Source organism: Streptomyces sp. NPDC107528 (assembly GCF_055639295.1).
This window is the reverse complement of sequence record NZ_JBVKAV010000002.1, coordinates 744,059-758,169: the sequence shown is the minus strand read 5'-3', so window position 1 is coordinate 758,169 and position 14,111 is coordinate 744,059. Positions and strand designations below refer to the sequence as shown.

General features: G+C 71.3%; 11 protein-coding genes. 2 read left to right on the top strand and 9 right to left on the bottom strand.

Features of this window, described 5'->3' with window-relative positions; translation table 11 throughout:
- Positions 1-146: 146 nt before the first annotated feature.
- Positions 147-860: an SIMPL domain-containing protein gene (locus ACZ7L5_RS08490; protein ID WP_471515429.1), complete on the bottom strand. Its 714-nt coding sequence runs from the start codon at positions 858-860 to the stop codon at positions 147-149.
- A 150-nt stretch (positions 861-1,010) separates the two neighbouring features.
- On the opposite strand from ACZ7L5_RS08490, the gene ACZ7L5_RS08485 reads away from it, so the two are divergent.
- Positions 1,011-2,816, top strand: a complete 1,806-nt coding sequence (locus ACZ7L5_RS08485; protein WP_471515427.1) for a bifunctional metallophosphatase/5'-nucleotidase — start codon at positions 1,011-1,013, stop codon at positions 2,814-2,816.
- Between the two features lie 28 nt (positions 2,817-2,844).
- On the opposite strand, the gene ACZ7L5_RS08480 is transcribed toward ACZ7L5_RS08485, so the two are convergent.
- From ACZ7L5_RS08480 to ACZ7L5_RS08450, 7 genes are all read right to left on the bottom strand, one after another.
- Positions 2,845-4,296: a lysine N(6)-hydroxylase/L-ornithine N(5)-oxygenase family protein gene (locus tag ACZ7L5_RS08480; RefSeq protein ID WP_471515425.1), complete on the bottom strand. Its 1,452-nt coding sequence runs from the start codon at positions 4,294-4,296 to the stop codon at positions 2,845-2,847.
- Positions 4,293-5,720, bottom strand: coding sequence for a pyridoxal phosphate-dependent decarboxylase family protein (locus ACZ7L5_RS08475; protein ID WP_471515870.1), 1,428 nt, complete (start codon positions 5,718-5,720; stop codon positions 4,293-4,295). Before ACZ7L5_RS08475 ends, ACZ7L5_RS08480 begins: the two co-directional genes overlap by 4 nt.
- A gap of 263 nt (positions 5,721-5,983) precedes the next feature.
- Complete coding sequence (locus tag ACZ7L5_RS08470; RefSeq protein WP_471515423.1) at positions 5,984-6,331, bottom strand: hypothetical protein; 348 nt, start codon at positions 6,329-6,331, stop codon at positions 5,984-5,986.
- A 549-nt stretch (positions 6,332-6,880) separates the two neighbouring features.
- Positions 6,881-9,385, bottom strand: coding sequence for an aminopeptidase N (pepN, locus tag ACZ7L5_RS08465; RefSeq protein ID WP_471515421.1), 2,505 nt, complete (start codon positions 9,383-9,385; stop codon positions 6,881-6,883).
- A gap of 56 nt (positions 9,386-9,441) precedes the next feature.
- Entirely contained in the window at positions 9,442-9,975 is a 534-nt protein-coding gene (locus ACZ7L5_RS08460; protein ID WP_471515419.1) for a response regulator, read from the bottom strand.
- Positions 9,976-10,137: 162 nt separating this feature from the next.
- The gene (locus tag ACZ7L5_RS08455) at positions 10,138-10,491 is read right to left on the bottom strand and encodes a chorismate mutase (protein ID WP_365064076.1); all 354 of its coding nucleotides are present in this window, start codon (positions 10,489-10,491) and stop codon (positions 10,138-10,140) included.
- Between the two features lie 24 nt (positions 10,492-10,515).
- On the bottom strand, positions 10,516-11,403 hold the full coding sequence (locus tag ACZ7L5_RS08450) for a helix-turn-helix domain-containing protein (RefSeq protein WP_471515417.1): 888 nt from the start codon (positions 11,401-11,403) through the stop codon (positions 10,516-10,518).
- A 92-nt stretch (positions 11,404-11,495) separates the two neighbouring features.
- On the opposite strand from ACZ7L5_RS08450, the gene ACZ7L5_RS08445 reads away from it, so the two are divergent.
- Positions 11,496-13,268 carry a glycoside hydrolase family 35 protein gene (locus ACZ7L5_RS08445; RefSeq protein ID WP_471515415.1) on the top strand — a complete coding sequence of 591 codons (1,773 nt, stop codon included), beginning with the start codon at positions 11,496-11,498 and terminating at the stop codon, positions 13,266-13,268.
- A 22-nt stretch (positions 13,269-13,290) separates the two neighbouring features.
- Here ACZ7L5_RS08445 and ACZ7L5_RS08440 read toward each other — a convergent pair whose 3' ends face one another.
- The gene (locus tag ACZ7L5_RS08440) at positions 13,291-14,088 is read right to left on the bottom strand and encodes a S1 family peptidase (RefSeq protein WP_328882311.1); all 798 of its coding nucleotides are present in this window, start codon (positions 14,086-14,088) and stop codon (positions 13,291-13,293) included.
- Positions 14,089-14,111: the final 23 nt, after the last annotated feature.

The following is a 14,111-nucleotide window of genomic DNA, read 5'->3' as shown; positions in this document are numbered from 1 at the left end:
CTATGACTTACCGGCGGGTAGTGAATTGGCGCCGCATGACTACTCAACAACCTTTGCGTGAAGGGCTATTGACAAGTGTTGAATTGTGCACCGGGGTGCTCCGATGAGCGTTCGAAGCACCCCTAAAGGGCTATTCACCGATGCGTTCACAGATGCGGCGGCGCCATGGTGAATCGTGCATTGACCTCGGCATGGACGTGCTGACGCTCGGGTTCGAGGTCGAGGGGGGCGGCGGAGTCCTCTTCCGCGGCGTAGGCCATCGAGCGCATACGACCACCGCGGGTCTGCGGATAGGCCGGTGGAGCGTTCTCCGCGCCGATGTCGGCGAGTTCCACCAGCGCGGCCAGGGAGGTCCCCAGCGCCTCCGCGTACTCCCGCGCGCGCTGCACGGCCTCCCGTACCGCCTGCTGCCGCGCTTCCCGGTGGGCCGGCGAGTCGGGGCGCAGGGCCCACCAGGGGCCGTCCACGCGGGTGAGCTCCAAGTCGGCCAGGCGTGTCGTGAGTTCGCCGAGCGCCGTGAAGTCCGTGAGTTCGGCGGTGATGTGGACGCGGCCGTGGTGGGCGTGGATGCGTTCGCCGCGGCCCTTGTCCTTCAGTTCGGGGCTGATGGAGAAGGCGCCGGTCTCCAGGCGCTCGACCGCGTCGCCGTAGGTCTTGATGAGGTCGAGGACGGCGGCGTTGCGGCGGGTCAGGTCGTCCAGGGCGGCGCGGCGGTCCTTGCCGCGAGAGGCCACGGTGACGCCGATGCGAGCGATCTCGGGGTCGACCTCGAGGTGGGCCTCACCTCGGACGGCGATGCGGGGGGCGTCGGGGGTGCCGTAGGGGACGGCGGGCTGAAGTTCTCCTGAGGGGGAGGTCATACGTCCCACTCTGTCATCGCTTGGCCGGCCGGGAGCCCGGCAGTTCACAGCTTCGGTCACCAGATCGAAACGTGCGGGGTCTGTTGCAACTCGCCATGGGCAGGTCAGAATCTACGCGCGTTGTTGACCATTCGCCCAGGAGAAGCACTCATGCCGTTGAACCGCCGTAAGTTCCTGACGAAGTCCGCCGTGACCGGAGCGGGGGTGGCGGTGGCCGGTGCGGTGGGCGCCCCGGCGGCGCAGGCCGCGCAGCCGGCGAAGGGGTCCCGGCCGAAGAAGCGGTACGCGCTGACGGTGATGGGCACGACCGATCTGCACGGCAACATCTTCAACTGGGACTACTTCAAGGACGCGGAGTACTCCGACGCCAAGGGCAACGCGAAGGGCCTGTCCCGGGTCTCGACGCTGGTGAACCAGGTCCGCGACGAGAAGGGCCGCCGCAACACGCTGCTCATCGACGCGGGCGACACGATCCAGGGCACCCCGCTGACGTACTACTACGCCAAGGTCGACCCGATCACCGCCAAGGGCGGTCCGGTCCACCCGATGGCGGCGGCGATGAACGCCATCGGGTACGACGCGGTGGCCCTCGGCAACCACGAGTTCAACTACGGCATCGAGACGCTGCGCAAGTTCGAGGACCAGTGCCACTTCCCGCTGCTGGGTGCCAACGCGCTGGACGCGAAGACGCTGAAGCCCGCCTTCCCGCCGTACTTCATCAAGAAGTTCCGTGTGCCGGGCGCCCCGCCGGTCAAGGTCGCGGTCCTCGGTCTGACCAACCCCGGCATCGCGATCTGGGACAAGGCGTACGTCGAGGGCAAGATGGTGTTCCCGGGTCTGGAGGAGCAGGCCGCGAAGTGGGTGCCGAAGCTGCGCTCGATGGGTGCGGACGTGGTGGTCGTGTCGGCGCACTCCGGTTCGTCGGGGACGTCGTCGTACGGTGACCAGCTGCCGTACCTCGAGAACTCGGCGGCGCTGGTCGCCCAGCAGGTGCCGGGCATCGACGCGATCCTCGTCGGGCACGCGCACACGGAGATCGCGGAGCTGCTGGTCACGAACGAGAAGACGGGCAGGACCGTGGTGCTGTCCGAGCCGCTGTGCTATGCCCAGCGGCTGACGCTGTTCGACTTCGAGCTGGTCCTCGACAAGGGCTGCTGGAAGGTCGAGTCGGTGAAGGCGACGGTGCGCGACTCGAAGACGGTCGCCGACGACCCGAAGATCACCAAGCTGCTGAAGGACGACCACGACATCGTGGTGGAGTACGTCAATCAGGTCGTCGGCACGGCGACCGAGAAGCTGACGACGGTCGACGCCCGCTACAAGGACGCCCCGATCATCGACCTGATCACCAAGGTCCAGGAGGACGTGGTCAAGGCGGCCCTGGCGGGCACGGAGCACGCCTCGCTGCCCGTCATCTCCCAGGCCTCCCCGTTCTCGCGCACCTCGGAGATCCCGGCCGGCGACGTGACCATCCGGGATCTGTCGAGCCTGTACGTGTACGACAACACGCTGGTCGCCAAGCTGATGACGGGTGCGCAGGTCAAGGCGTACCTGGAGTACTCGGCGGAGTACTTCGTGCAGACCGCCGCCGACGCGGTCGTCGACGTCGACAAGCTCACGAATGCCGGCAACCGCCCCGACTACAACTACGACTACGTGTCAGGGCTGTCGTACGAGATCGATGTCGCGCAGGCGGCGGGTTCGCGGATCAAGAACCTGGCCTACAACGGTGCCGCGCTCGACGACGCCCAGAAGTTCGTGTTCGCGGTGAACAACTACCGGGCCAACGGCGGCGGCGCGTTCCCGCATGTGGCGTCGGCTCATGAGCTGTGGTCGGAGTCGACGGAGATCCGCACCCGGATCGCGGAGTGGGTGACCGCCAAGGGCGTGCTGGACCCGAAGGACTTCGCGTCGGTGGACTGGAAGCTCACGCGGAACGGCACGCCGGTGTTCTAGCCGGAGTCGGACCAACCGGTCAGGAGCCTCAGATCCCGTCCATCAGCGGTGTCAGCACCCTCGGCTGACGCGCCCGCGGGATCCGGGGCTCCTGCTGTGCGAGGCCGAAGGTGGTGAACGCCGTACGGCTGGGCAGCGGGTAGGTCTCCTTGCCGGTGACGGAGTTGAGGATGCTGGCGCTGCGCCAGGCCGCGAGGCCGAGGTCGGGGGTGCCGACGCCGTGGGTGTGGCGCTCGGCGTTCTGGACGTAGACGTTGCAGCCCGAGCCGGTGACGGACGGGTCCATGACCAGGCGGTACTGGTCGTCGATGCGCGGGCGTTCCCGGCTGTCGAGGCGCATGTAGGGGTCGAGGCCGGCGAGGATGCGGGTGAGGGGGCGCTCACGGTAGCCGGTGGCGAGGACGACCGCGTCGGTGGTCAGGCGTGAGCGGGTGTTCTGGTGGACGTGCTCCAGATGGAGCTCCACCTTGGTCGTGGCGATCCGGCCCGCGGTGCGCACCTGCACGCCTGGCGTGAGGACGGTGTCGGGCCAGCCGCCGTCCAGGGTGCGGCGGTAGAGCTCGTCGTGGATGGCGGCGAGGGTTTCGGCGTCGATGCCCTTGTGGAGCTGCCACTGCGAGGCGACGAGGCTGTCGCGGACCGGCTCGCCGAGTGCCTGGAAGTAGCGGGTGTAGTCGGGGGTGAAGTGCTCCAGGCCGAGCTTGGAGTACTCCATGGGCGCGAAGGCCTCGGTGCGCCCGAGCCAGTGCATCCGCTCGCGCCCGGCCGGCCGGCGCCGCAGCAGGTCGAGGAAGATCTCGGCACCGGACTGTCCGGAGCCGATGACGGTGATGTGCTCGGCGGCGAGCAGCCGCTCGCGGTGTTCGAGGTAGTCGGCGGCGTGGATGACCGGGACGGCGGGCGCCTCGACGAGGGGCCTGAGCGGGTCGGGGACATCCGGTTCGGTGCCGATGCCGAGGACGATGTTCTTCGCGTACGTACGGCCGAGCGCCTCGGCTTCTCCGTCGGGGGCGAGCTGGGTGAAGTCGACCTCGAAGACGTCGCGTTCGGAGTTGAAGCGGACCGCGTCGACCTGGTGGCCGAAGCGCAGCCCGGGGAGGTTCTCGCAGACCCAGCGGCAGTAGGCGTCGTACTCGGCGCGCTGGATGTGGAAGCGCTCGGCGAAGTAGAAGGGGAAGAGCCGGTCGCGGGTCCTGAGGTAGCTGAGGAACGACCACGGGCTCGCGGGGTCGGCGAGCGTCACCAGGTCCGCGAGGAAGGGGACCTGAATGCGGGACCCCTCGATGAGAAGGCCCGGGTGCCAGGCGAACGCGGTGCGCTGCTCGTAGAAGACGGCGTCGAGTTCGGCGAGGGGGTGGGCCAGGGCGGCGAGGGAGAGGTTGAAGGGGCCGATACCGATGCCGACGAGGTCGCGGGGGGTCTCGGGGTCCTGGCCCGGGGGGGTGGAGTGCCGGTCGGCTGGGTTGGTCTGCGGGGTCATCCGGGGGTGTTTCCTTCCACCAGTTTCAGGAGGGCGGCCAGGTCGTCCGGGCGCGTGTGGGGATTGAGGAGGGTCGCTTTCAGCCACAGGCGACCGTCTATGCGGGCCCGGCCGAGGACGGCGCGGCCGTCGGTGAGGAGCGTTCGGCGTACGGCGGCGACGGCGTCGTCGGTGGCGTGTGCGGGCCGGAACAGGACCGTGCTGATGGTGGGCTGGTCGTAGAGCTCGAACGCGGGGTGACCGTGGACGAGGTGGGCGAACTCCAGGGCTCTTGCGCAGACTTGCTCGACGAGCCGGCCGAGGCCGCTGCGGCCGAGGGCCCTGAGAGTGACGGCGATCTTGAGGACGTCGGGTCGGCGACTGGTGCGCAGGGACCGGCCGAGCAGGTCCGGCAGGCCGGCCTCGACGTCGTCGTCGGCGTTGAGGTAGTCGGCGCGGTGATGGAGCACGGCGAGGCCGCCCGGGTCACGGACGGCGAGGAGCCCCGCGGCGACGGGCTGCCAGCCGAGCTTGTGCAGATCGAGGGTGACGGTGTCGGCGGCGCCGAGGCCGGCGAGCCGCTCGCGGTACCGGTCGCTGAACAGGAGGCCTCCGCCGTAGGCGGCGTCGACGTGCAGCCGGGCGCCGTGGGCGGCGCACAGGGCGGCGATCTCGGGGAGCGGGTCGATGAGCCCGGCGTCGGTGGTGCCCGCGGTGGCCGCGACCAGGTGGGGGCCGGGCAGCTGGGTGAGGGCCTCGTCGAGTGCGGCGGGGTCGAGGACGCCGGCGGGCGCGGGCACGACGACGGGGTCCGGCAGCCCGAGCAGCCAGGCGGCACGGGGCAGCGAGTGATGAGCGTTCGCCCCGTGCACCAGCCTGACTCCGGCGCCGTGCGCTTCGCGGGCGATCAGGAGGGCGAGTTGGTTGGATTCGGTGCCGCCGGTGGTGATCAGGGCGGTGGGGGGCCGGTGGGGTGGGGTGGCCCGGGGAGCCGGGGTGACGCGGCGACCCCGCTCCCCTTCCCCGCCACCGAAGACCTCCCCCGCGAGCGCCCCCGTCACCAGCGCCTCCAGCTCCGACGCCCCCGGCGCCTGGTCCCAGGAGTCCAGGGAGGGGTTGAGGGCGGAGGCGGCCAGATCGGCGGCGGTGGCGAGGGCGAGGGGCGGGCAGTGGAGGTGGGCGGTGCACAGGGGGTCCGCCGGGTCGGCGGCGGCTTCTGCGAAGGCCCGGACGAGGGTGTGGAGTGCGTTCGGGTCGCCCTCGTCCGGCAGCGGATCCCCGACGGCGGCGCTCATGCGCTCGGCCACCGCGTCCGGGCCACCCGAGGGCAGAGGGCCCCGGCGTGCGCGGGCGCCCTCGCCCAGCGCGTCGAGCACGGTGTCGAGCAACGGCCGCAGGGCGTGGGAGCCTTCCGGGCCTGAAGCGAGCGACGGCAGCGTGCTCATCGTGGCCTCCCGGGCGCTGGACATGAGGGACTTCCAGCTTGTACGCGGATACGCGATGACGCCCGAAAAGCCCAATGATCGGAACCCGAAAGGGGGTATTTCCGTACGGGGAACGCGTGTCGGAGGCGGCGTGCCGAGGCCGGCGGAGTAAGGGGTGCCTCAGTGCCGGAAGTGGTCGGCGTGGTCCGCGGCCCACCGGGCGAAACCGCGGGCCGGAGTCCCCGTGATCCGCTCCACCGCGTCGGTGATCTCCGGCTGCACGCCTACCGTGGCCTCGAAGGCCTGAGCAGGTCCTTGACCATGTGCGGCGGAACGAACGGGAACAGCTCGGGCCCGGCCTGGTCCGGCGGCACCTCGACGAACTGAAGCTCGCGGCCGACGGCCCGCCCGATCGCCCCGACCTGCCCGGCGTTGGATATCGCCTCGGGCCCGGTGAGCCGCTGGGCGGCGCCCTCGTGGCCGTCGTCGAGGACAGCCCGTTCGGCGACGGCGGCGATGTCGCCCTCGATGGGGTCCCCCCGCTGGAGCGCATTCGAGAGTGGGAGGGCGCGCCGAGCCCGTCGGCGAAGACGCCCCGGACCCGGTCGTCGGCGCGGATCTGCGCGGCCCACTGGAAGGCGTCCACGGCGAAGGCGTTGGGGCGCGGGAAGGTCCACGCGAGGCCGCTGTCGAGGATCTGCCGCTCGGCGGTGGCGTGCATGACGTGGATGGGGTGGGACTCGTCGGCGCCCTCCAAGATGATCCCGGAGGACAGCAGGACGACATGCCGGACCCCGGCCGCTCGCGCCGCCGCCAGGAAGGCCGGGTCTGTTCGCCGACGGCCTGGACGTACAGGAACAGCCTGGTCGGGCCCTCGAACAGGGCGGCAGGCCGGTCGGGTTCGAACCGGACCACCTCGGCGCCCGCGGGCAGTCCGGCCCGCTGCGGCTCGCGGGTCAGCGCACGCACCGGCCGGTCCGCGGCGGCGAGACGTTCGACGAGGGCACGGCCGACGTTGCCGGTGGCGCCGGTCACTACGATCACGGTTTCTCCAGGGCTGAATGCCGAGGACGGACTGATCGACCTCTGACTCGTTCGAGCCCAGGAAGGAAGATCAGCCCACCGCATCGGCCATGGGAACCAGCGCCGTCCTACTTCGCAGGGCCCAGGCCGTGTCCGACCTAGCCCTTTTGGCCCTCCCGCACCCGCAACGCCCGCGCCAGGTCGTCGAGGTGGTCGGCGAGCCGGCGTCGCAGTGCCGGGACCGGCTCGCCGTCGCGCAGGCACTCCTCGCCCAGCCGCAGGGACTCGGCGTCGACGGCGTACCCCGGGAAGGCGTAGCGGCCGGCTGCGTCGGCGATGGCCGGGCCGCGGCGGGCGGCGACGGCGACCGAGTCCTTGTAGTAGCGCGGCACGTACTGCCGCAGCAGGTCGGTCTGTTCGGGCTGCCAGAAGCCCTGGGCGGTGGCGGTGAAGAGGTAGTTGGACAGGGCCGTGGCACCGTCGCCGGCGAACATGGCGTCCCACGCCTTCGCCTTGGCCTCCTCGTCCGGCAGGGCGGCCCGGCAGCGGGCGGCGCCCTCCTGGCCGGTGGCGCTCGGGTCGCGTCCCAGTTCGGCGGCGATGGCGGCCTCGTCCACGGCGCCGAGGACGGCGAGGCGGCCCAGGACGCGCCAGCGCAGCTCGGGGTCGAGTTCGGGTCCGCCCGGCACGGTGCCGTCGGCGAGCCAGGCTGCGATGGTGTCGGGGTGGGCGGCGACGTCGATGAAGTGGCGTACGGCGATCAGGCGCAGGCCGGGGTTGTCGCCGTCCTCGGTGCGGCGGATCAGGTCGCGGCACAGGGCAGAGAGGGTGGCCAGGGCGGCGGGCCGCTCCTCGGGGGTGAGGTAGCGGTCGGTGACCTGGGCGGCGGCGAAGGCGAGGACGCCCTGGACGATGGCGAGGTCGGTCTCGCGCGGGAGGTGGGCGCGGGCGGCCTCCAGGTAGGCGCCGGCGGCCAGTTCGCCGTCGCGGACGGCGTCGCGCAGGGCGTTCCAGACGACCGCGCGGGTGAGCGGGTCGGGCAGACCGGCGAGGCTGCTGCGGACGGTCTCGAAGGACCCGGCGTCGAAGCGGACCTTGGCGTAGGTCAGGTCGCCGTCGTTGACCAGCAGCAGGGCCGGGCGCTTGCCGATGGGCTGCGAGGCGCTCTGCGGGACGTCGACGTCGAGGCGTTCGCGCAGCGTGAGGTTGCCGCCGTTGTCGCCGAGGTCCTGGTCGTACAGGCCGACGGTGACGCGGTGCGTGCGGCTGCCGGCGTGGTCGACGGTGAGGGTGCAGGTGCCGTTGTCGCCGGGGGTGACGGCCGGGGTGAGGGTGTCGACGCCTGTGGTGCGCAGCCAGGAGTCGGCCCAGGCGTGGACGTCGCGCTCGGTGGCGGAGGCGAGGGAGTCGATGAAGTCGGCGAGGGTGGCGTTGCCGAACTTGTGGCGGGCGAAGTGGGTGTTGATACCGGCGAGGAAGTCCTTCTCGCCGAGCCAGGCCACCAGTTGCCGCAGCGCGGAGGCGCCCTTGGCGTAGGAGATGCCGTCGAAGTTGAGCATGGCGGCGGCCGTGTCGTCGACGGCCTCGGGGGCCACGGGGTGGGTGGAGGGGCGCTGGTCGGCGTCGTAGCCCCAGGCCTTGCGGGCGATGCCGAAGTCGACCCAGGTGTCGGTGAAGCGGGTGGCTTCGGCGCAGATCTGGTAGCCCATGTACTCGGCGAAGGACTCGTTCAGCCAGATGTCGTCCCACCAGCGCAGGGTGACGAGGTCGCCGAACCACATGTGGGCCATCTCGTGGGCGATGACCATGGCGCGGACCAGCCGCTCGGTGTCCGTGACGGCGGAGCGGTACACGAACTCGTCGCGGAAGGTGACCAGTCCGGGGTTCTCCATCGCGCCGGCGTTGAACTCGGGGACGAAGGCCTGGTCGTAGGAGTCGAAGGGGTAGGGCTCGTCGAACTTCTCGTGGAAGCGGTCGAAGCACTGCCGGGTGACTTGGAAGAGCTCGTCGGTGTCCACGTCCAGGTAGGGGGCGAGGGAGCGGCGGCAGTGCAGGCCGAAGGGCAGGCCGCGGTGCTCGGTGCGCACCGAGTGCCAGGGGCCGGCGGCGACGGCGACCAGGTAGGTGGAGATCGGCGGGGTGGTCGCGGCCTGCCAGCGGCCGGAACCGAGGGGCTCGGTGACGCCGTTGGCGAGGACGGTCCAGCCCTCGGGGGCGGTGACGGAGAGGTCGAAGACGGCCTTCAGGTCGGGCTGGTCGAAGGCCGGGAAGACCAGCTTGCAGTCGTCCATCGCCAGTTGGGTGTAGACGTAGCTCTCGCCGTCGGTGGGGTCGGTGAAGCGGTGCATGCCCTCGCCGGTGCGGGAGTAGCGCATGGCCGCGTCGACGCGCAGTTCGTGCTCGCCGGCGGTGAGGTTCTTCAGCGGCAGCCGGTTGTCGTCCAGCGTCTCCGGGTCGAGGGGGTGTCCGTCCAGCGTGACGGAGCGCAGCTCGGCAGGCTTGATCTCGACGAAGGTGTCCGCGTCGGCGCGCGTGGTGAACCTGATGACGGTGCGCGAGTCGAAGGTCGTGTCCCCGGTGGTCAGATCGAGTTCGATCGTGTAGCGGTGGACATCGAGAAGCTGGGCACGGGTCTGCGCTTCGTCGCGCGTCAGTACGGACATGCAGGACATGCTGCCTGATGCCGCTGACAAGGCACAGGGGTGGATCACTACGTACGTTATGTCCGGTTCCCCGCCGGGGTGTCGCACTGTGGCGGAACGCGGGCGTCCGGGTGGGGCAGGGCCGGGCGCGGTCCGGGTTCCTCGACCTCGGCGTGGCCCTTGACCAGGGCGCGTAACTCCCGGACCTCCGCCTCCAGTGCGCGGTGGCGCTCGTGGGCGTCGTACAGGTAGCGGACCTTGGTGCGCAGCGCCCACGGGTCGATGGGCTTCAGGACGAGGTCGGCGACGCCGAGCCGGAAGGCGGTGGAGGTCAGTTCCTGGTCCGCACCGAAGCCGGTGAGGAGGATGACCGGTATGTGCTGGGTCTGCTCCACCCGCCGCATGTAGCGCACGACGTCCAGGCCGCTGACGCCGGGCATGCGCACGTCCAGCAGCAGGAGACCGACCTTTCCGCGGAGCACCTGCTTGAGCGCCTGGTCACCGCTGGTGGCCCGGGCCAGCAGGTACCCAAGCGGGGCCAGGGCACTCTCCAGCGCGTACAGCGTGTCCTCGTGATCGTCGACGATGAGGATCTTGGCATCCGACGGCATGGCCCGACGTCCCTCCCGCGTGGACATCCAGGGTATGTCCGGGGCGCTGACGGGGAGTGCGTGTCAGCTGACATGCGGTGCACAGCGCAGCATGCACCGCCCGGAGCGCCGTGTCACTCCCTCGGGGAGGGTCTGTCTGCATCCCGTCGTCCCGGTCGGGCTCTAGGAGCGATTCGGCGTGGACGCGGAGCCGTTGACGGTGTCCTCGGCGATGCTCTCGTGGTGCCTGATGACCTCGGCGATGATGAAGTTGAGGAACTTCTCCGCGAAGGCCGGGTCCAGCTTGGCGTTCTCGGCGAGGGTGCGCAGGCGGGCGATCTGGCGGGCCTCGCGGGCCGGATCGGCGGGCGGGAGCTGGTGCTCGGCCTTGAGGAGGCCGACCTGCTGGGTGGCCTTGAAGCGCTCGGCGAGCATGTGGACGACGGCCGCGTCGATGTTGTCGATGCTGTCGCGCAGCCGGGCGAGCTCTTCACGGACGGCCGGGTCGACGTCGCCGGGGGACGTGTTGCTGGTCATGAGCGCCCAGCCTACGGGGCCCGCTCAGGTGATCGTTCGTTCGATCACGGGTGGATCGTCGGGGTCGGGGACCTGGTTGCTCCAGCCGCCCGGGACGGTCCGGCCCTGCTGGGCGCGGAAGCGGACCGGGGCCATGCCGACGCGGCGGGTGAACAGGCGGGAGAAGTAGGCGGGGTCGTCGTAGCCGACGCGGCGGGCGACGGCGGCGACGGGCAGTTCGGTGGCGGCGAGCAGTTCCTTGGCGCGGCCCAGACGGATGCCGAGCAGATAGTCCTTGGGGCTGCAGCCGGCGCCGCGCCGCACGGCGGTGCGCAGTTCGGCGAGGGTCATGCCGTGCCGGGCGGCGTGGTCGGCGACCGTCAGTGGCAGGCACGCGTCGCGGGCGAGGGCCTTGAGGACCTGGTCGCCGTCGGGGGCGAGGTCGGCGCGGGCGCGGCGCAGGGCGACGAGGAGCTCATGGACGGCGGCGCCGGTCTCCACCTCCAGCAGGGGGTTGTCGCGGCGCGCGGCGCGGGCGATGCGCCCGATGACGGCACGTGGGCCGGCGGCGTCGGACAGCGGCACGACGGGCCTGCCGGGCTCGATGTAGCCGAGTTCGGTGTAGGTCGGTGCGGCGGGCCCGGTGAAGTCGACGAAGCCCTCGTCCCAGCCGGTGCCGGGGTCCGGCGCGTAGTGGTGCGGCACGCCGGGGGTCAGCCACAGCAGCGCGGGCGCGGTGACGCTCGTACGGCGGCCGTCGGGGGCGGCGTACCAGCCGGCGCCGGTACTGATCACGACGGCGACATGGTGGTCCAGGACCCTCGGCCCGACGGTCGGCAGGGCGCCGTACTGGAGGCCCACGCCGAGGCAGACGAGGCCCAGGCGATGGTGGGCGGGGCCGGGCGTGAAGAAACGCATCCAGGTGTGATACATCCGCGTGCCCGCCTCCCGTCCGCTCCTTCGGTCCAAGCAGCGCCGATCTTTGTCCATGGACCCTGCACTGCGCCAGGGGCGAGGGTGGGCGCATGAGCGAGTTCACGGTGGGGGACGAAGACTTCCTGCTGGACGGGCGGCCGGTGCGGCTGCTGTCCGGCGCGCTGCACTACTTCCGGGTGCACGAGGCGCAGTGGGGGCACCGGCTGGCGATGCTGCGCGCGATGGGGCTCAACTGCGTGGAGACGTACGTGCCGTGGAACCTGCACGAGCCGAGGCCGGGCCGGCACCGGGACGTGGGGGCGCTCGGCCGGTTCCTGGACGCGGCCCGGGAGGCGGGGCTGTGGGCGATCGTGCGGCCGGGGCCGTACATCTGCGCCGAGTGGGAGAACGGCGGGCTGCCGTACTGGCTGACGGCCGAGATGGGCGCACGCGCGCGTACGCGTGACGAGCGCTACCTGGGGCGCGTGGCGAGCTGGTTCCGGCATCTCCTGCCCGAGATCGTGCCCCGGCAGCTGGACCGCGGCGGCCCGGTGATCATGGTGCAGATCGAGAACGAGTACGGCAGTTACGGTTCCGACGCGGTGTACCTGGGATGGCTGGCCGACCTGCTGCGGGCCGAGGGAGTCACGGCTGCGCTGTTCACGTCGGACGGCCCCGAGGACCACATGCTCTCCGGCGGCTCGGTCCCGGGGGCCCTGGCGACGGTGAACTTCGGCTCCCACGCGCGAGAGGCGTTCGAGACGCTGCGCCGGCACCGCCCCGACGGCCCGCTGATGTGCATGGAGTTCTGGTGCGGCTGGTTCGACCACTGGGGCGGCGAGCACGTCGTGCGGGGTCCGGGAGACGCGGCGGCGGCGCTGCGGGAGATCCTGGAGTGCGGGGCGTCGGTCAACCTGTACATGGCGCACGGCGGCACGAGCTTCGCGGGCTGGGCGGGCGCCAACCGGGGCGGCGGCGCGCTGCACGACGGGCCGCTGGAGCCCGATGTGACGTCGTACGACTACGACGCCCCGATCGACGAGTACGGCCGCCCCACGGAGAAGTTCTGGGCCTTCCGTGAGATCCTCGCCGACCACGCCGCCGGCCCCCTGCCCGAAGTCCCGCCCGCGCCCGCGCCGTTGGGTGCGCCGGCCGAGGCGGTGCTGACCGACTGGGCGCCCCTGAGTGACGTACTGGAGACGCTGGGCGGCCCGGAGACATCCGGGCCCGTCCCGCCCGCCTTCGAGGAACTGGGCGTCGAGCGGGGTCTGGTGCGGTACGAGGTGACGGTGCCGGGACCGCGGCAGCCGTATCCGCTGACGGTGCGCGGGTTGCGGGACCTCGCCGTGGTGTACGTCGACGGGGAGCGGGCCGGGGTGCTCACGGAGGACGACGCGTGCCTCAAGGAGCCTGTCGCGGGGCACGCGCGCGTGGAGCTGTGGGTGGAGTCCCTGGGGCGGGTGAACTACGGGCCGCGGCTGGGCGAGCCCAAGGGGATCACCGGGGGCGTCCTGCACGAGCGGCAGTATCTGCACGACGTACGCGCGCGTGGGCTGAGTCTGGAGGCGCTGGACGAGATCGAGAGGCTCCGGGCGGTGCCGTCGCGGGAACTGCCCGAGGACGGTGCCCCGGGGCTGTACCGGGGCACCGTCATGGTGCGGGGCGCCGGTGACGCCCGTCTGGAGCTGCCGGACCGGACCCGGGGGTTCGTGTGGATCAACGGCTTCAACCTCGGCCGCTACTGGTCCACCGGCCCGCAGTGCTCGCTGTACGTCCCTGGGCCCGTCCTGAGGGAGGGCGGCAACGACGTGTGGCTGCTGGAGCTGGAGGGGACGACCCGGTCCGGTGAGGCGCAGGCGGCCCCCGTTCTCCGGGCCGTCTGACGCCCGCGGGTGCTGCGGCTGCCTACAGGGCGTCCGCCGCGCGGGCGATGTCCTTCGCGAAGTGGCTGACCTCGGTGTAGATGCCGGGCACACCGGGCCGGGCGCAGCCGTCGCCCCAGCTGACGATGCCGACCTGGAGCCACTTGCCGGCGTCGTCCTTGCGGAACATGGGGCCGCCGGAGTCGCCCTGGCAGGTGTCGACGGCGCCGCGCTGATAGCCGGCGCACAGTTCCTCCTTCGACACCAGCCGGTTTCCGTAGTGCCGCTTGCACACGCGGTCGGCGACGAAGGGGACGGTCGCCTTGCGGAGCTTGGTCGTGCCCGTGTTGGCTCCCTCCTTCATGTCACCCCAGCCGGCGATCGTGAACATGCCGCGGTTGTAGCGGTCCGTGGTGGCGATCTTCAGCGTCGGCTTGTCGATGGGCCGGGCGAGCTTGATCAGTGCCCAGTCCTTGCCGGTACCGTCGTAGCCCGGGGCCACCTTGACCTTGGTCGACTTGACCTTGATCGCGGAGGCGGAGGTGATGTCGTTGGCACCCGCGGTGACGGTGATGCGGGTGTTGTTGCCGGAGCCCTCCATGCAGTGGGCCGCGGTCAGGACGACGTCCTTCTTGTAGAGCGCCCCGCCGCACCCCATCGAGAGATGGACCATGAACGGGAACTCATTCTGCGCGGCGGGCGTTCCACCGACGATGCGGGTGGACGCGGCCTGCGCGCTGAGGGGCTGGAGGGAGGCGACCGCGAGCGCGACGGCACCCACCGCCGCGGCCCTCTTCGCCAGGGTTATGCCGCTTCTCTTCGGGGAGCTGGGGGTCAACATACGTCCTTTCATGGCGTGTTGAG

Coding starts and splice junctions, on each gene's coding strand:
- ACZ7L5_RS08455 (WP_365064076.1), bottom strand. CDS start 10,491: ATGACCAGCAACACGTCCCCCGGCGACGTCGACCCGGCCGTCCGTGAA.
- ACZ7L5_RS08475 (WP_471515870.1), bottom strand. CDS start 5,720: ATGAGCACGCTGCCGTCGCTCGCTTCAGGCCCGGAAGGCTCCCACGCC.
- ACZ7L5_RS08450 (WP_471515417.1), bottom strand. CDS start 11,403: ATGTATCACACCTGGATGCGTTTCTTCACGCCCGGCCCCGCCCACCAT.
- ACZ7L5_RS08480 (WP_471515425.1), bottom strand. CDS start 4,296: ATGACCCCGCAGACCAACCCAGCCGACCGGCACTCCACCCCCCCGGGC.
- ACZ7L5_RS08440 (WP_328882311.1), bottom strand. CDS start 14,088: ATGTTGACCCCCAGCTCCCCGAAGAGAAGCGGCATAACCCTGGCGAAG.
- pepN (WP_471515421.1), bottom strand. CDS start 9,385: ATGTCCGTACTGACGCGCGACGAAGCGCAGACCCGTGCCCAGCTTCTC.
- ACZ7L5_RS08490 (WP_471515429.1), bottom strand. CDS start 860: ATGACCTCCCCCTCAGGAGAACTTCAGCCCGCCGTCCCCTACGGCACC.
- ACZ7L5_RS08445 (WP_471515415.1), top strand. CDS start 11,496: ATGAGCGAGTTCACGGTGGGGGACGAAGACTTCCTGCTGGACGGGCGG.
- ACZ7L5_RS08460 (WP_471515419.1), bottom strand. CDS start 9,975: ATGCCGTCGGATGCCAAGATCCTCATCGTCGACGATCACGAGGACACG.
- ACZ7L5_RS08485 (WP_471515427.1), top strand. CDS start 1,011: ATGCCGTTGAACCGCCGTAAGTTCCTGACGAAGTCCGCCGTGACCGGA.